Below are 14708 nucleotides of genomic sequence, written 5' to 3'. Positions count from 1 at the left end.
CGTTATTGTGCGATTATCGAACGCACCGAACATGCCTCCTGTTGTGGCGCACGGGCCCGGATTTCTACAGTGCGTCTATGCACCGCTCCATCGCGACCGTTTCCCTGAGTGGCACCCTGCGTGAGAAGCTCAACGCCATCGCCGCCGCCGGCTTCGACGGTTTCGAGCTTTTCGAGGCCGACTTCATCAATTTCAGCGGCTCGGCCAGCGAGCTGGGCCGCATCGCGGCCGACCTGGGCCTGTCCATCGACCTGTACCAGCCTTTCCGCGATTTCGAGGCCATGCCCGAGGCGCAGTTTCGCCGCAGCCTTGATCGCGCCGAGCGCAAGTTCGACCTGATGCAGGCCATGGGCGCTTCGCTGATGCTGTGCTGCTCCAACACCTCGCCGCTGGTGAAGGATGATCCCGCGCTGGCCGCCGAGCAGTTGCATGCGCTGGCCGAGCGCGCCGCGCGCCGCGGCCTGCGCGTGGGTTACGAGGCGCTGGCCTGGGGCCGCGCGACTTCGCTCTACAGCCAGGCGTGGGAGATCGTGCGCCGGGCCGATCACCCCAGCCTGGGCCTGATCCTCGACAGCTTCCACACCCTCTCGCTCAAGGACGACCCCGCGGGTATCGCGCAGATTCCGGGCGAGAAGATCTTCTTCGTGCAGATGGCCGATGCGCCGCTGATGGCCATGGACGTGCTGCAGTGGGCGCGCCACCACCGCAGCTTTCCGGGGCAGGGCGACTTCGACGTGGTGGGCTTCTTCGCGCAGGCGCTGCGCGCGGGCTATCGCGGCCCGCTGTCGCTGGAGATCTTCAACGACGTGTTCCGCGAAACGCCCAACCGCCGCACCGCCGTGGACGCGATGCGCTCGCTGCTGTGGCTGGAAAGCCAGGTGCGCGAGCGTCTGGCCGCCGCCGAAGAACCGCGCGGGCGCCTGCCCGCGCCCACGGTCGAGCTGTGCGAGCCGCCGCCGGCCCCGCAGCTGGGCGGCATGGGCTTCATCGAATTTGCGGCCGACGAGGCCGCCGCGCAGGCGCTGGGCCAGCGCCTGCAGCAGCTGGGCTTTGCGCGCATCGGCCGCCACCGCAGCAAGGCCGTGACGCTGTACCGCCAGGGCCAGGTCCACTTCATCGTCAACGCGCAGCCCGATTCCTTTGCGCGCCAGCGCTTCGAGCTGCATGGCACCTCGGTGTGCGCGCTGGGCCTGCTCGCGCAGGACCCGGAGGGCGCGGCAGCGCGCGCCACGGCCATGTGCTCGCAGCGCCACGACAGCCCGCGCGGCCCCGGCGAATCGGCGCTGCCCGCCATCGTGGCGCCGGGCGGCAATCTGATCCACTTCCTGCCGCAGTCGCCGGACATCGAAAGCCTGCTGCGCGCCGACTTCGTGTTCGACGAGCCCGCGACCGGCTGCGAAGGCCATGGCCTGCTGTCCGTCGACCACGTGGCGCTGGGCCTGGCCGTGGACCAGCTCGACACCTGGGTGCTGTTCTCGCGTGCGGTGCTGGGCCTTGAGCCCGGCGAAAGCCTGGAGCTGGCCGACCCCTTCGGTCTGGTGCGCAACCGCGGCCTGAGCAACGCCGAACGCACGGTGCGGCTGGTGCTCAACGCCTCGGTCAGCCAGCGCACGCAGACGGCGCGCACGCTCAGCCGCACGGGCGGCGGCGCGGTGCACCACATCGCGCTGCGCTGCGAAGACATCTTCGCCACCGTGCAGCGCATGCGCGACGCGGGCGTGGGCTTCGTGCCCATCTCGGGCAACTACTATGACGACCTGCCCACGCGCATGGACCTGGCGCCCGAGTTCGTGGCGCGTCTGCGCGCGGCCGGCGTGCTGTTTGACCGCTCGGCCGAAGGCGATTACCTGCACATCTACACCCAGAGCCTCGAAGAGGGCCTGTTCTTCGAAGTGGTGCAGCGCATCGGCGACTACGACGCCTACGGCGCCGCCAATGCGCCGGCCCGCCTGGCGGCCCAGGCCCTGCAGCATCCCTGAACCCGCGACCACCTCACGCTTCTCTCTTTACCTTCGCCGCGCGCAGGCCCGACCCGCGCCGGCCCTTGCCCATCGGAGACACCATGTCCACAGCCACCGCCCATGAACCCCAGGGCCAGCACCAGTCGAAGAAGGCCGCCGCCAGCGGCTGGATCGGCTCGGCGCTGGAGTACTACGACTTCTTCATCTACGCCACCGCCGCGGCGCTGATCTTTCCGCAGATCTTCTTCCCCAAGGGCGATCCGGCCATCGCCATCATTGCCTCGCTGGCCACCTACGGCGTGGGCTACGTGGCGCGGCCCATCGGCGCCTTCGTGCTGGGCCACCTGGGCGACACGCACGGGCGCAAGCAGGTGCTGGTGTGGTGCATGTTCCTGATGGGCTTCTCGACCATCGCCGTGGGCCTGCTGCCCACCTACGACCAGATCGGCCTGTGGGCGCCCGCGCTGCTGGTGCTGTGCCGCCTGGTGCAGGGCTTCGCCGTGGCCGGCGAGATCTCGGGCGCCAGCTCGATGATCATGGAACACGCGCCCTTCGGCCGCCGCGGCTTCTTCGCCAGCTTCACGCTGCAGGGCGTGCAGGCCGGCCAGATCCTGGCCGCGGCCGTGTTCCTGCCGCTGGCGCACTACATGCCCGCCGAGCAGTTCAACGACTGGGGCTGGCGCATTCCCTTCCTGCTGAGCTTCGTGGTGATCGTGGCCGGCTGGATCATCCGCCGCGAAGTGGCCGAAACGCCCGCCTTCACCGACAAGGCGGCGCAGAAGGACCGCGCACGCTCGCCGGTCATCGACGCCTTCAAGTACAGCACGCCGGACATGCTGCGCGTGGTGTGCATGGCGCTGATGAACGTGATCCCCGTGGTGGCCACCATCTTCGGCGCCGCCTACGCGGTGCAGCCGGCCTACGGCATCGGCTTCGCGAAAGACATCTACCTGTGGATCCCCGTGCTGGGCAACATCCTCGCGGTGCTGGTGATCCCCTACGTGGGCAACCTGTCGGACCGCATCGGCCGCCGCCCGCCCATCATCGTCGGCGCGCTGGCCTCGGGCCTGCTGGCTTTTGGCTACCTCTACGCCATCAGCATCAAGAACGTGCCGCTGGCCATCTGCATGTCGCTGCTGATGTGGGGCGTGGTCTACCAGGGCTACAACGCCGTGTTCCCCAGCTTCTACCCGGAGCTGTTCCCCACCCGCACGCGCGTGTCGGCCATGGCCATCTCGCAGAACATCGGCACCGCCATCACGGCCATGCTGCCGGCGCTGTTCACCTTCGTGGCGCCGCCCGGTGCGGTGGACATCTGGCTCAAGGTCGGCGCCATCGCCTTCGGCATCACCGTCATCGCGGCGCTGGCTGCCTTCAGCGCCCGCGAGACCTTCCGCGTGCCCATGAACGAACTGGGCCGCGCCGATGCCACGCCCATGAGCAAGGACGACTACGATCGCCTGCGCCAGGAGGCGCTGGCTTCGTCCTCCGAACCCAAGACCGCCAACGCCTGACCCGAGCCCGCCAGACCTTCCCATGATTTCCGGCAAGACCACGCTGATCGCCCACCTCGGCTATCCCACCGAGAGCTTCAAGGCGCCCATGATCTACAACCCCTGGTTCGAACAGCAGGGCATCGACGCCGTGGTCGTGCCCATGGGCGTGAAGGCCGAGGACTATGCGGCCGCGCTGCCGCTGATCATGCGCTTTTCCAACCTGCGCGGCGCGCTGGTGACCATGCCGCACAAGATCAGCACGCTGCATCTGGTCGACGAGGCCACGCCCACCGCGCGCATCGCGGGCGCCTGCAACGCCATCCTCAAGCGGCCCGACGGCACGCTGCTGGGCGACATGTTCGACGGCGCAGGCTTCGTGCGCGGGGTTGAACGCAAGGGCCGCAGCTTCAAGGGCGCGCGCGTGCTGGTGTCGGGCTCGGGCGGCGTGGGCTCGGCCATCGCGGCCTCCATCGCTGCCGCAGGCGCGGCCGAGCTGATGCTCTTCGACGCGAACCCGACCTCGGCCCAGGCCCTGGCCGGCCGCCTGCGTGAGCACTATCCGAAGCTGGAGGTGAGCACGGGCTCCAACGATCCGGCCGGCTGGGACGTGATCGTCAACGCCACGCCGCTGGGCATGAAGGAGGGCGATCCGCTGCCCTTCGACGTGGCGCGCATCGCGCCCGGCACCTTCGTCGGCGAAGTGGTGATGAAGACCGAATACACGCCACTGCTGCAGGCCGCGGTGGCGCGCGGCTGCGCCGTGCAGGTGGGCACCGACATGCTCTTCGAGCAGATCCCGGCCTACCTGGAGTTCTTCGGTTTCGGCAGCACCACGGCCGAAGCCCTGCGGGCCGTGGCCACGTTGAAATACTGAGTGAGAGATGCGGGGCGGGCCGACGACCCGCCCCGCGCAGCGTTTTTTTTCATCAACCAGAAAGAGCAGGAGACACGCCATGAAAAGACTGAACTTCATCGCCACCCTGGTGGCCGCCGCCGCACTGGGCGCCACCGGCCTGGCCGGCGCCCAGGTCAAGGAGCGCACCATCAAGTTCGCCTTCCAGAACCAGACCGGCCACCCGCAGGCGCAGGGCGCACAGAAGTTCGCCGAGCTGGTGGCGCAGAAGTCGGGCAACAAGCTCAGCGTCAAGCTCTTCCCGGGCGGCACGCTGGGCGGTGACCTGCAGACCGTCTCGGCGCTGCAGGGCGGCACGGTGGAAATGACCGTGCTCAACGCCGGCATCCTGGCCGCGCAGGTCAAGGAATTCGCGGTCTACGACTTCCCCTTCCTCTTCGGCAACGCCAAGGAAGCCGACGCCGTGACCGATGGCGCCTTCGGCAAGAAGCTGCTGGCCAAGCTCGACGAGAAGCAGATGCATGGCCTGGGCTATTGGGACCTGGGGTTTCGCAACCTGACCAACAGCCGCCGCGCTGTGGCCAAGGCCGACGACATCGCGGGCCTGAAGGTGCGCGTGATCCAGTCGCCGATCTACATCGACCTGTTCAACACCCTGGGCGCGAATGCCACGCCCATGCCCTTCCCCGAGCTGTACCCGGCGCTGGAGCAGCGCGTGGTGGACGGGCAGGAGAACCCGAACACGGTGATCCTGTCCTCGCGCTTTGCCGAGGTGCAGAAGCACCTGACCGAGACCCGCCACATCTACAACCCGCAGGCGCTGATCATCAGCAAGAAGTTCTGGGACCAGCTCTCGGCGGAAGAGAAGAAGATCATCGGCGAGGCCGCGGATGAGGCCACCGCCTTCCAGCGCGGCGTCTCGCGCGGCGCGGCCGACTCGGCGCTGGCCGCGCTCAAGAAGGCCGGCGTCACCGTCACCGAACTGCCGCCGGCCGAAGTGGCCAAGCTGCGCGAGAAGGTCAAGCCCGTGATCGACAAGTACACGGCCAGCGTGGGCGAGGCCACGGTCAAGGAATTGATGGCCGAGATCAGCAAGGTCCGCAACTAGTCCGGACAATGACGGCGAGCGGCGTGGCCTCCTGAATGGCACGCCGCTTGCTGGACTCTTCAGTGCGCAACAAGCCTCTTCCCTTCGCCCTCCTGCTTCCCCTGCTGCTGGCTGCACAGCCGGTTGCCACCGACAGCTACCTCCCTGCGCTTCCGGCCATCGCACGCGCGCTGGGCTCGGCCAGCGCCAGCCTCACCGTCTTCGTGCTTGCCTTCGGCATCGCGCAGTTGATGTGCGGGCCGCTGGCCGACCGCTGGGGCCGCCGCCCGCTGCTGCTGGCCGGGCTGGCCTGCTACGTGCTGGCGGGCCTGGGCAGTGCGCTTTCGTTCCATGTGGCCATGCTGGTGGCCTGCCGCGCGCTGCAGGGCGCCGCGATGGCGGCCGTGCTGGTGTGTGCGCGTGCCGCCGTGCGCGACCTCTATGCCCCGCAGGACGGCCTGCACGTGATGGCGCGCGGCCTCACCGGGCTGGGCATCGTCGCGCTGGCCGCACCGCTGCTGGGCGCCTGGGTGGTGCAACTGGCCGGCTGGCGCTGGGTGATGGCGCTGATGGCCGCCTATGCCAGCGTGTTGTGGGTGCTGTGCTGGCGCGGCTTTGCCGAAACGCTGCCGCAGGGCAGCGCCGCCAAGGCCAGCGCCGGCAGCGTGCGCGAGGTCTTCGCCAGCCGCAGCTTCCGCGTCTGGGCCTCGGTGGCGGCCAGCACCTATGCGGGCATCTTCTGCTTCCTGCTGCTTTCGCCCATGGTCTACATCGAGTACCTGGGCCTCTCGCCGGCCCTGTACGGCTGGATCCCCGCGGGCGGCTCGCTGGTCTACATCTTCAGCACCATGGCCTGCCGGCGGCTGCTGCGCCGCTGGGGGCCGCTGCGCACCGTGCGCCTGGGGGCTACGCTGAGCCTGGTCGGCCCCTGCATCCAGGCCCTGGGCTGCCTGCTGGCGCCGCAGGCCGTGTGGCCGCTGCTGCTGGGCCATGCGGTGTACGTGCTGGGCCATGGCATCCACCAGCCCTGCGGCCAGGCCGGCGCCGTGGCCGACCTGCCCACCCAGGCCGGGCGCGCGGTCTCGTGGTCGGGCTTCGGCATGATGGCGGCGGCCTTCTGCGTGGGGCAGGTGGCGGCACAGTTCGTCGATGCGCAGCAAAGCCACGGCGCCTGGCCCATGGTGCTGCCCATGCTGCTGGCCGGCGTGCTGCTGATGCTGCTGGCCTGGTGGCGGCTGCCGCGCTTGTACGGCGCGCGCTGAAAGTCCTTTCAGCGATTGCGCCGCGTGAGCACGCGCGGCGCCTCATCGGGCGCATTGCCCCAGGTGCCCACGTTCGCAGACTTGAGCAATGCCGAGGCATTGCCCGTCAGCGCCAGCTCCTGCGCCGCGGCGAGCAAGGCCGGGCCGAACTGCTGCATGCGTTTGGCCGTCAGCCGCAGTGAAGGGCCCGCGATCACGATCACGCCCGTGGCCGGCTCACCCTTGCGCTGCACGGGCGCGGCCATCGAACTCATGCCCGGCGCATAACCTTCCTCGATCAGGCTGAAGCCGCGCTTGCGGTGCTCGTCGAGCTGCTTGAGCAGCGCCTTGAACGAGGTGGGCGCCTGCGGGCCGTAGTGCCGCGGCTGGCCCATGCCCTGGTGCGTGACGTACTCGATGGCCAGATCTTCGGGCAAGGTCATCAGCCAGGCCTGCCCCGCTGCGCTGCAAGACAGGCGCAGGTCGATCCCCATGTCGGGGTCGTACAGCAGGCCCGAGCGCGCGCCCTGCGCCTTGGCCACCAGCGTGAGGCGCTCGCCGTCCACGATAGCCAGGCGCACCAGCTCTTCGGTGCTCTGCGCCAGGCGGTTGATCACGGGCTGCGACAGATCGACCACGCCCGACTTGCTGATGAAGCGCATGCCCATCGACGCCATCTTGGTGGTCAGCGCATAGTCGCCGCGCGTGGGCAGCTGCCGTACATAGCCCAGGCGGATCAGCTCCTGCAAGCTGCGGTGGCAGCCGCTGCGCAGTTGCTTCAGGTCGGTGGCGATCTGCACCAGCGCCGCCCCGTCGGGGTGGTCGATCAGGTGTTCGAGGATGGCCAATGATTTTTCGAGGGCGCCGCTCATGGTCTTGCCGTCTCCAGCTGCTTTCAATTTTTGAAAGATATCAAAAAGTTGAACGCCTTTCACAAAATTGGCAGCATCGCATGCACTTTTGTTCAGAACTCAGGAGACACCCAATGGCCGCTTACCGTCCCGTGCGTCGCGCACTGCTTTCATTGCTGGGCGCGGCCGCGCTGCTGGGCGCCACGCCCGGCCTGGTCCACGCCCAGGACATCAAGGAGCGCAACCTGCGCTTTGCCTTCAGCCTGGCCAAGGACCATCCGCTGGGGCAGGGCGCGCAGAAGTTTGCCGACGCCGTCGCCAGCAAGAGCGGCGGCAAGATGAAGGTCACGCTCTTTCCCAACGCGGTGCTGGGCGGCGACCCGCAGAACCTTGCGGCCGTGCGTGGCGGCACCTTGGATTTCACATCGATGGCCACGGGCCTGATCGCTTCCATCGACAAGCGCTTCATGGTCTTTGACCTGCCCTTCCTGTTCAACAACGCGCAGGAGGCCTATGCGATTGCCGACGGCCCGGTGGGCACGCAGATGCTTGACGACCTTGCCAAGCACGGCGCCATCGGCCTGGGCATCTGGGACCTGGGTTTCAGGCACATGACCAACAGCCGCCGGCCCATCACGAAGTTCGAGGACGTGCAGGGCCTGAAGATTCGCGTGATTGCATCGCCGATCTTCATCGACCTGTTCAACACGTTGGGCGCGAACCCGCTGCCCATGACCTTCGGCGAGGTCTATGGCGCGCTGGAGTCGCGTGCCATCGACGGCCAGGACAACCCCGTGGCCGTCATCGAATCGGCCAAGTTCGCGGAAGTGCAGAAGTACCTCTCGCTCACGCGCCATGTGTACACAGGCATGCCTTTTCTCATGAGCAAGAAGACCTGGGACGGCATGTCCGAGGGGGAGCGCGCGATCATTCGCGCCGCCGCCGACGAGGCCAAGCAGGAAGAGCGCAAGCTCACGCAGCAAAAGGAAAGCCAGGCCGTGGAGGGCCTGAAGAAGCTCATGCAGGTCAATGAGGTCAGCGCGCAGGAAGTGGCGCGCCTGCGCCAGAAGGTGCAGGGCGTCACGGCCAAGTTCACCGCAGAAATCGGTGAAGGCGTGGTACAGCAGGTCAACGCTGAGCTCACGCGCCTGCGCGCCGCGAAGTAAGGGCAGGCATGGCATTGCAAGGCAGGGCTGCGCTGGCCATGTGGTGGGACATGGCGTCCGATGCGCTGGACGAGTTTGCGCACTGGCACGCGCATGAGCATTTCCCGGAACGTCTGGGCATACCGGGCTTCCGGCGCGCGAGCCGCTGGGTCTGCGCGCAAGGCGGCGAGGGCATCTTTGTGCTCTATGAGCTGGAAAGCCACGCGGTGCTGGGCTCGGCGCCCTACCTCGCGCGGCTCAACGCGCCTTCGCCCTGGTCGCAGCGCATGATGCCGCACCACCGGAACATGGTGCGCAGCCAATGCCATGTGCTGGAAAGCGTGGGCGGCTGCACGGCACAGCAGATGCTGACTGTGCGGCTCGCACCCGCGCCGGGCCAGGCCGAAGCCTTGCGTGCAGCCTTGCGCGCGCTGGGAGAGCAATGGGCGCAGCAAAGCGGCGGTGTGGGCCTGCACCTGTTGCGGCATGAGGCGCCGGTTATCGGCGCAACCGAAGAGCAGCGCATCCGTGGCCTCTCGGACCAGGTGGCCGACTGGGTGCTGCTGGTGGTCGGCTATGACGCGCCGGCGCTGCAGCAGTGGGCGCGAGAGGCGCTGAGCGATTCAGCGCTGGCGCGCATGGGCACTGCGGCTCAGGTCACGCGCAGCTCCTACGCGCTGGCTTATGCCGCAGTGCCAGAAGACGTGACTCGCTTCTAGCCCGCGCTGGGCGCGAAGTTCTCCGTGTCCACCTCGCCCGTGGCCTGCGGCGCATAGCGTGGGCCGACCACGTTGTGCTCGCCGATCAGCGTTTCGAGCTGCGCCATCTGCGCGGGCGTCAGCCGCACGTCGGCCGCGCCGATGTCTTCGTGCAGATGGTCCAGTTGCGTGGTGCCCGGAATGGGCACGATGTGCGGCGCCTTGTGCAGCAGCCAGGCCAGCGCGAGCTGCGCGGGCGTGCAGCCCACTTCGGTGGCCAGTGCCTTGTAGGCCGGCAGCAGCTTCAGGTTGGCGGCGTAGTTCTCGGGCGCGAAGCGCGGCATGGGGCGGCGGATGTCCTTGGCGTCGAGCGCGCCCACGTCGTGCAGCGTGTCGGTCAGGAAGCCGCGCGCCAGCGGGCTGAAGGCCACGAAGCTGGCGCCGATCTCGCGGCAGGCCTCGAGCACCGCGATCTCGGGGTTGCGCGTCCACAGCGAGTACTCGGTCTGCACGGCCGTGATCGGATGCACCGCATGCGCCTTGCGGATCGTGGCGGCCGAGACTTCCGACAGGCCCAGCGTGCGCACCTTGCCCTGGCGCACCAGATCGGCCATCGCACCCACGCTGTCTTCGATGGGCACTTTCTTGTCCCAGCGGTGCAGGTAGTACAGGTCGATCACGTCGGTCTTCAGGCGGCGCAGGCTGTCTTCACAGCTTTGGCGCAGCGCCTCGGGCCGGCCGTCGATCACGCGGCGCAGCACGCCGTCTTCGCCGCGCACGCCGCCCAGCCCGCCCTTGCTGGCCAAGGTGAAGCGGCTGCGGTGCGGCGCCAGCACGCGGCCCACCAGCTCTTCATTGGCGCCAAAGCCATAGAGCGCGGCCGTGTCGAACAGCGTCACGCCGGCATCGAGCGCGGCCAGCAGCACGCGCTCGGCCTGCTCGGGCGAGGGCGGCACGCCGTAGGCGTGGGAGAGATTCATGCAGCCCAGCCCGATGGCCGAGACGGTGAAAGGTCCGATGGCGCGTGTGGTTTGCATGGTCAGCCGCCCAGCTGCTGCTCCAGCTGATGCAGCACCTGGTAGCAGGGCAGCACCTGGGCCACGCTGGAGTTGGGCTCGCGGCCTTCCTTGATGGCGGCGAAGAACTCGCGGTCCTGCAGCTCGATGCCGTTCATCGACACGTCGACCTTGGAGACGTCGATCTTTTCTTCCTTGCCGCTGAACAGGTCGTCATAGCGCGCGATGTAGGTCGCGGTGTCGCCGATGTAGCGGAAGAAGGTGCCCAGCGGGCCGTCGTTGTTGAAGGACAGGCTCAGCGTGCAGATCGCGCCGTTGGCGGCCTGCAGCTGGATGCTCATGTCCATGGCGATGCCCAGGTCCTTGTGGATCGGGCCCTGGATGGCGTTGGCTTTGACGATGGGGCTGCCGGCCTGGTAGGCGAACAGGTCCACGGTGTGGGCGGCGTGGTGCCACAGCAGGTGGTCGGTCCAGCTGCGCGGCTGGCCCAGCGCGTTCATGTTGGTGCGGCGGAAGAAGTAGGTCTGCACATCCATCTGCTGGATGTTGAATTCGCCGGCCTCGATCTTCTTGTGCACGTACTGGTGGCTGGGGTTGAAGCGGCGGGTGTGGCCGCACATGGCGACCAGGCCGCTGGCCTTGGCCGCTTCCACCACCTGCTCGCCTTCCTTGAGCACGTCGCACAGCGGAATCTCCACCTGCACATGCTTGCCGGCCTTCAGGCAAGCCAGCGTCTGCTCGGCATGCATCTGCGTGGGCGTGCACAGGATCACGGCGTCCACTTCCTTGATGGCCAGGCTGTCGGCCAGGTCGGTGCTCACGTGCTTGATGCCGTACTTGTCGGCCACTTCCTGGGTCTTGGCCAGGTCGCGGCTGATCAGCGAGACGACTTCCACGCCGTCAATGTTCTTGATGCCGTCCAGGTGCTTGATGCCGAAGGCGCCGGCGCCGGCCAGGGCTACTTTGATGGTCATGTCGGTTTTCCTTGCGAGAGTCGGGTTGGCGGTTCAGTTCTGTTCTTCGAGGATCAGGTGACCCACGGCGGTGTTGGAGGCGGGCACATGGAAGAAGCGATGCGCCACCTTCGGCGCCGGGCCTGCGCCGTTCACGTCGGCCATCGCGCCGCGCGCGATCAGCCACATCACGAGCTCGATGCCTTCGCTGCCGGCCTCGCGCACGTAGTCGATGTGCGGCACGGCGGCCAGGCCATGCGGGTCGGCGATCAGCCGGTCGAGGAACTGGTTGTCCCACTCCTTGTTGATCAGGCCGGCGCGCGCGCCCTGGAGCTGGTGGCTCATGCCGCCCGTGCCCCAGATGTGGACGTTCAGGTCCTCGTCATAGCTTTCCACGGCCTTGCGGATCGCGCGGCCCAGGTTGAAGCAGCGCTGGCCGCTGGGCACCGGGTACTGCACCACGTTCACCGCGAAGGGGATCACGGGGCAGGGCCAGGCGCCTTCGCGCGGGTCCTTCTCGCCGCACATCAGCGACAGCGGCACCGTCAGGCCGTGGTCCACGTCCATCTTGTTGACGATGGTGAGGTCGAAGTCCTGCTGGATCACGCTCTGCGCGATGTGGCTGGCCAGGTCGGGGTGGCCCACCACCTTGGGCACGGGGCGCGGGCCCCAGCCTTCGTCGGCCGGCTGGTACTCGGCCGCGGTGCCGATGGCGAAGGTGGGGATCATGTCCAGGCTGAAGGCCGTGGCATGGTCGTTGAAGACCAGGAAGACGACGTCGGGCTTGTTGTCCTTCATCCATTGCTTGGAGAAGTCATAGCCCGCGAACAGCGGCTTCCAGTAGTCTTCCTGGGTCTTGCCCAGGTCCATGGCCGCGCCGATGGCGGGCACGTGGGAGGTGTAGACGGATGCGGTGATGCGGGCCATGTCAATGTGCCTTGTTGGGGTGATTGGCGCCTTGGGGCTGGTTCTGCGGCTGGGCGTCGCCGTCTTCGCCAAGGTAGCGGTTGCCTTCGACCGAGCGGCCGCCGCGGATCATCATGTCGCGGTACTCCTGCTCGGTCATGCCGGTCATGGAGCCGGCCATCTGCTGGAAGCTGCGGCCGTCGGTGGCGCCGATCTTGGCGAGGAAGTAGATGTTGCCGCCTGTGCGCATGCACCAGTTCAGGTCGCGCGCCAGCACGGCCTGCTTCTGCTCCTCGCTCATGGGCCATTCGTCGAGGTAGGCGCGCTCGTCGGCCTTGAAGCGTTCGCGGTTCTCGGCCTTCATCAGGCTCATGCAGAACTGGTTGAGCCAGTAGCCCTTGCGGCTTTGCTCGGCGTCAAAAATGATGGTGCCTGGTACATCCAGGTAGGGTTTGTCGAGGGACATGTCAAAAAGCTCCTGCAAGTCGATGCGGTGTCGCGCATGCATGGCGCGCACGGGGGCGCGTGTTTCAGATCTTCGGCAGCTTGGCGGCGGCGATCACCTCGGCCCAGCGCTGCGTGTCGGCCTTGATGTGTTCGCTCAGCTGCGCCGAGCTGCTGCCCTTGGCCGTCAGGTTCAGCTCGGCCAGTTGCTTGACCACGTCGGGCTGCGCGACGGCGGCCTGCACTTCGCGGCTGAGCCGCTCGACGATGGCCGGCGGCGTCTTCGCGGGCACGGCCAGGCCGTTCCAGGAACTGGCGTCCATGGAGGCCAGGCCGCCGCCGCTTTCCGCAGCCGTGGGCACCTGGGGCAGTTGCGGCGAGCGCTCGCGGCCCGTCACCGCCAGCGCGCGCAGCGTCTTGCCCTGGATCTGCGTCAGCAGCGGCCCCAGGATGTCGAGCATGACGTGCAGTTCGCCACCGCGCACGGCGGTGATGACCGGCGGCGTGCCGTTGAAGGGCACCACCTGGGCCTGGATGCCGGCCTTGAGCTTGAACAGCTCGGCCGCGAGGTTCTGCGTGGTGCCGATCTGTGGCGTGCCGATGTTCAGCTGGCCCGGATGGGCCTTGGCCCAGCTCACCAGCTCGCCCAGCGTCTTGAACGGGCTGTTCTCGGCCACGGCAATCACCAGATCGAAGCGCGCCAGTTGCGAGACCTGCGTGAAGTCCTTGATCGAGTCGAAGGGCAGCTTCTTGAAGTAGGCCTCGCTGACGGCCGTGCCGCTGGAGACCAGCAGCAGCGTGTGGCCGTCGGGCTGGGCGCGTGCCACCTGCTCGCCGGCCACGATGCCGCCTGCGCTGGGCTTGTTGTCGATCACCACCGGCTGGCCGAGCCGCTTGGCCAGCGCCTGCGCCACCACGCGCGCGGTCAGGTCGGCGCCGCCGCCGGCCGCATTGGGCACGACGATGCGCAGCGGGCGCGAGGGAAAGCCGGCCTGCGCCTGCGCCACGCCCGCGGCACTGCCGGCCGCGGCCAGCGAGGCCAGTTGAAGTAGAAAGTGGCGCTTGGTCGTCATGCCGGTGTCCTCAAAAGCAGGGCTGTCTGTCTGTCAACGCTCAACGTCCATTGCTCAACGCTGAACGGCTTCCTCAGGCCAGTACAGGCGCATGGGGTTGTCCACCAGCAGCTTGCGCTGCAGCTCGGCCGTGGGCGCGATGTGCGGGATGAAGTCCACCAGCAGGCCGTCGTCGGGCATGTGGTCCTTCAGGTTCGGGTGCGGCCAGTCGGTGCCCCACAGCACGCGGTCGGGGAACTCTTCCACCACGCGGCGCGCAAAGGGCACCACGTCCTGGTAGGCGTTCTGTTCGCCATCGAGCGCCTTGGGGCCGCTGATGGTCAGGCGTTCGGGGCAGCTCACCTTGCTCCACACGTTCTTGTGTTCGCGCATGAACTTCAAAAACAGCGCGAACTCCTCGCTGTCCACGCCCTTGCTCACGTCGGGGCGGCCCATGTGATCCACCACCACGGTGGTGGGCAGGCTGGTGAAGAAGTCCCACAGCTCGGGCAGGTCCACGGCCTCGAAGTAGATGACCACATGCCAGCCCAGCTTGGCGATGCGGCCGGCGATTTCCATCAGCTCGTCCTTGGGTGTGAAGTCCACCAGGCGCTTGACGAAGTTGAAGCGCACGCCGCGCACGCCGGCGTCGTGCAGTTCCTGCAGTTGCTCATCAGAGATGCTGCGCTTGACCGTGGCCACGCCGCGCGCCTTGCCGCCCGAGGCCTGGCAGGCGTCGACCATGGCGCGGTTGTCGGCGCCGTGGCAGGTGGCCTGCACGATCACGTTGCGCGCAAAACCCAGGTGGTCGCGCAGCGCAAAGAGCTGGGCCTTGCTCGCATCGCAGGGCGTGTACTTGCGCTCGGGCGCAAAGGGAAATTCATCGCCCGGGCCGAACACATGGCAATGCGCGTCGACGGCACCGGCAGGCAGCTGGAACCTGGGTTTGGACGGGCCGGCGTACCAGTCCAGCCAGCCGGGGGTCTTGGTGAAGTTGCTCATGGG

The 14708-nt window shown here is 67.8% G+C and carries 14 protein-coding genes; 7 read left to right on the top strand and 7 right to left on the bottom strand.

The window, feature by feature from the left end; all coding sequences use genetic code 11:
• The first annotated feature begins 77 nt into the window (after window positions 1-77).
• From PGB34_RS03205 to PGB34_RS03185, 5 genes are all read left to right on the top strand, one after another.
• Complete coding sequence (locus PGB34_RS03205; protein ID WP_271426619.1) at window positions 78-1979, top strand: bifunctional sugar phosphate isomerase/epimerase/4-hydroxyphenylpyruvate dioxygenase family protein; 1902 nt, start codon at window positions 78-80, stop codon at window positions 1977-1979.
• Between the two features lie 83 nt (window positions 1980-2062).
• Complete coding sequence (locus PGB34_RS03200) at window positions 2063-3475, top strand: MFS transporter (protein ID WP_271426618.1); 1413 nt, start codon at window positions 2063-2065, stop codon at window positions 3473-3475.
• 22 nt (window positions 3476-3497) lie between these two features.
• A complete protein-coding gene (locus PGB34_RS03195; protein ID WP_271426617.1) occupies window positions 3498-4331 on the top strand; it encodes a shikimate dehydrogenase family protein in 834 nt (277 codons plus the stop codon).
• Window positions 4332-4410: 79 nt separating this feature from the next.
• Entirely contained in the window at window positions 4411-5418 is a 1008-nt protein-coding gene (locus PGB34_RS03190) for a TRAP transporter substrate-binding protein (protein WP_271426616.1), read from the top strand.
• Between the two features lie 62 nt (window positions 5419-5480).
• Window positions 5481-6659, top strand: coding sequence for an MFS transporter (locus PGB34_RS03185; RefSeq protein WP_271426894.1), 1179 nt, complete (start codon window positions 5481-5483; stop codon window positions 6657-6659).
• Window positions 6660-6667: 8 nt separating this feature from the next.
• Here the strand turns inward: PGB34_RS03185 and PGB34_RS03180 are convergent, their stop codons facing one another.
• Window positions 6668-7510 carry an IclR family transcriptional regulator gene (locus PGB34_RS03180; RefSeq protein ID WP_271426615.1) on the bottom strand — a complete coding sequence of 281 codons (843 nt, stop codon included), beginning with the start codon at window positions 7508-7510 and terminating at the stop codon, window positions 6668-6670.
• 113 nt (window positions 7511-7623) lie between these two features.
• Between PGB34_RS03180 and PGB34_RS03175 the strand changes: the two genes are divergently transcribed.
• Together PGB34_RS03175 and PGB34_RS03170 are read left to right on the top strand one after the other, a co-directional pair.
• A complete protein-coding gene (locus PGB34_RS03175) occupies window positions 7624-8655 on the top strand; it encodes a TRAP transporter substrate-binding protein (RefSeq protein ID WP_271426614.1) in 1032 nt (343 codons plus the stop codon).
• An 8-nt stretch (window positions 8656-8663) separates the two neighbouring features.
• The gene (locus tag PGB34_RS03170) at window positions 8664-9353 is read left to right on the top strand and encodes a hypothetical protein (protein ID WP_271426613.1); all 690 of its coding nucleotides are present in this window, start codon (window positions 8664-8666) and stop codon (window positions 9351-9353) included.
• Here PGB34_RS03170 and PGB34_RS03165 read toward each other — a convergent pair.
• From PGB34_RS03165 to PGB34_RS03140, 6 genes are all read right to left on the bottom strand, one after another.
• Window positions 9350-10369, bottom strand: coding sequence for an aldo/keto reductase (locus PGB34_RS03165; RefSeq protein WP_271426612.1), 1020 nt, complete (start codon window positions 10367-10369; stop codon window positions 9350-9352). The genes PGB34_RS03170 and PGB34_RS03165 overlap by 4 nt on opposite strands.
• A 2-nt stretch (window positions 10370-10371) precedes the next feature.
• The gene (locus PGB34_RS03160) at window positions 10372-11322 is read right to left on the bottom strand and encodes a Gfo/Idh/MocA family oxidoreductase (RefSeq protein WP_271426611.1); all 951 of its coding nucleotides are present in this window, start codon (window positions 11320-11322) and stop codon (window positions 10372-10374) included.
• 33 nt (window positions 11323-11355) lie between these two features.
• Window positions 11356-12228, bottom strand: coding sequence for a class III extradiol dioxygenase subunit beta (locus tag PGB34_RS03155; protein WP_271426610.1), 873 nt, complete (start codon window positions 12226-12228; stop codon window positions 11356-11358).
• A gap of 1 nt (window position 12229) precedes the next feature.
• Window positions 12230-12673: a protocatechuate 4,5-dioxygenase subunit alpha gene (ligA, locus tag PGB34_RS03150; RefSeq protein WP_271426609.1), complete on the bottom strand. Its 444-nt coding sequence runs from the start codon at window positions 12671-12673 to the stop codon at window positions 12230-12232.
• 64 nt (window positions 12674-12737) lie between these two features.
• Window positions 12738-13724, bottom strand: coding sequence for a Bug family tripartite tricarboxylate transporter substrate binding protein (locus tag PGB34_RS03145; RefSeq protein WP_271426608.1), 987 nt, complete (start codon window positions 13722-13724; stop codon window positions 12738-12740).
• Window positions 13725-13778: 54 nt separating this feature from the next.
• Window positions 13779-14705, bottom strand: a complete 927-nt coding sequence (locus PGB34_RS03140) for an amidohydrolase family protein (protein ID WP_271426607.1) — start codon at window positions 14703-14705, stop codon at window positions 13779-13781.
• Between the last annotated feature and the right edge of the window lie 3 nt (window positions 14706-14708).

This window comes from Xenophilus arseniciresistens (genome assembly GCF_028023875.1).
GTDB lineage: Bacteria > Pseudomonadota > Gammaproteobacteria > Burkholderiales > Burkholderiaceae_C > Xenophilus > Xenophilus arseniciresistens.
Note: the sequence above shows the minus strand (reverse complement) of the source record. Positions and strands in the feature narration are given on the sequence as shown.